We start from the raw sequence: 1,961 nt of genomic DNA on the forward strand, positions 1-1,961 counted from the left end.
TCTTCTTTGGGTTATAAATTAAACAAAGTGTGCTCGCGCCTTGATAGCTATTGAGGTCGGCGAGCGTTTCGGACACTGGTTCTAATGCTAGAAGGTGGAGGGCTTGTTGCGCTCTATCAATCATGCATGGAATACCCAATGACCTGAGCTTACCGTTCTTTTTGGGGATGTAGATACGTTTGAGTGGTTTTGCAGAGTAAGCCTTGCGGCTCAGTTGATTGACTGCTTTCATACGGCGTACATCTGTGTTCCAGGTGACACCGTCTATTCCAGACGTTTTACTGCCTTTATTCTGAGAGGCTCGCTTAACCGCAAGAAGCTTGGCTGAGCGAGAATGAGTCAAGAGCCACTGTAAGGACTTCACCTTACCGTATTTCTTTTCTCTCGTTGCTTTTGCGATACGCATTTGAAGCTTCAATACGTGCGCTTCAACGGATTTCCAGTCGATGGACTGCCATTTAGCGCCGTCAGAAGATGCACTAATCTCTTTCGAGATCACCATTTGCTTTTCTCCTTGAATAAAGTTCTTCAAATTCTCTCGCAATGGGAGACCAGTCGGAAGTGGGCTCACTTTCGTGATCAGACATAAGTCTGTATCTGCATCATTACAATGTAGCTTTCGCTTTTTCCGACCTCCTATACCTGCATCACTATCGGCCACAAAGGCTTTCCCAAAGGGAGTGATACAGGCTTACCCTGTTCCGTATGTTACGTAAAATGTCAGCTTAGATGCCCACTATAGTGCGGAGAGTACGGCGACCACGAAAAAGTACTGTCCAACCTCTTTCCAACTCTCATTGCCTTTTGGCCACAGCGTATTAACCACTTCCGCTGCTTCATCATATAACGCACCTTGAATGGATTCACATACGTTCATCATACTGACTACCTAGCACTTACCCGAATTGTGGTTTTCAGGAGGAACGTCCTCTCACGATTCTTTTCCCACTCAGCCCAACGGCCAAGTTTCGTTACATTGTCAGATCCGCTACTTTATTCAGGATCTTAGGGTCATCTGGTGATACAGATGGTTCACTCTTGTCGTGGTGAACAACGCTTCATACGACTTCAGGTCGCACGGGCATTTCTGAGTTTGCCGAGCTACTCTGAGCCAGCTTTGTCCAGTGATTGAAAGTACATATTATCAATTTTACCGTTCGTAATTGTACACACCGTGATACCCTCCAGTATCTCGCTGCCTTGAACAACAATCTCACCTTCACTGTCCCAGACGCTACATTTTCCAGCCGTGTCCCAACCTCCTGTCTTTCCAACGAAGTTTGACAGCAAGACAGGTACATCAAGCTTCTTTGCAATACTAGATAGCAGCTCACTATCTAGTGAGAAACCTTTTTTTGAAATCAGTGCACTTACTAGGTATATATCGACATTTGCAGCCTTGGCATCGCTGTAATGCATTGGCTCTGTAAAATCGGCACAAACAGCGAGTCCAACCTTCACATTATTAACGCTAAAAAAGTAATTATCATCGCCAGCAACGCAGTAATTATTTTCTCCTTCATGAAGGTATTGCTTTTGGTAGTAATTTACCTCTCCGCTAGCATGTAAAACAACAGCCCCTATATAAGGAGTTGAGTGCTCACTTCTTAAAGGACATCCAACAATAATCGTCAAACCATTTGATACCGCAGTACTAGAAAGCTCTTCAATCAATGGTGATGAGCGATTTATTGCTAATTCTGATAATAATTCGGGTTCATAGCCTGTTAACGACAGCTCAGGGAATGTGATTATATTCGCACCTAAATGCGCTGCTTGCACACATAGCTCTTTGTGAGATTCCATGTTCACTGCAATATTTCTGCTTTTAACTCTGTATTGAGCCAAAGCAACCCTAACAACACCTTCCATATCACTGCCCTATAAGCACTATATAACAACAGCTTACAATAACATCTAGTAGCCCCCATTCATAAGAAAAAGGGCTCTTCTCCGCTTAG

General features: G+C 44.0%; 3 protein-coding genes. All 3 read right to left on the reverse strand.

What is annotated here, in order from left to right; translation table 11 throughout:
• A partial coding sequence (locus AB4351_RS21925) for a reverse transcriptase N-terminal domain-containing protein (RefSeq protein ID WP_372127186.1) occupies nucleotides 1-502 on the reverse strand: 502 nt, incomplete at its 3' end.
• A gap of 234 nt (nucleotides 503-736) precedes the next feature.
• Nucleotides 737-880 carry a hypothetical protein gene (locus tag AB4351_RS21930; RefSeq protein ID WP_162497971.1) on the reverse strand — a complete coding sequence of 48 codons (144 nt, stop codon included), beginning with the start codon at nucleotides 878-880 and terminating at the stop codon, nucleotides 737-739.
• Between the two features lie 221 nt (nucleotides 881-1,101).
• Nucleotides 1,102-1,872, reverse strand: coding sequence for a carbon-nitrogen hydrolase family protein (locus AB4351_RS21935; RefSeq protein ID WP_372102902.1), 771 nt, complete (start codon nucleotides 1,870-1,872; stop codon nucleotides 1,102-1,104).
• Nucleotides 1,873-1,961: the final 89 nt, after the last annotated feature.

This window comes from Vibrio sp. 10N.261.51.F11 (assembly GCF_041471665.1).
GTDB lineage: Bacteria > Pseudomonadota > Gammaproteobacteria > Enterobacterales > Vibrionaceae > Vibrio > Vibrio crassostreae_C.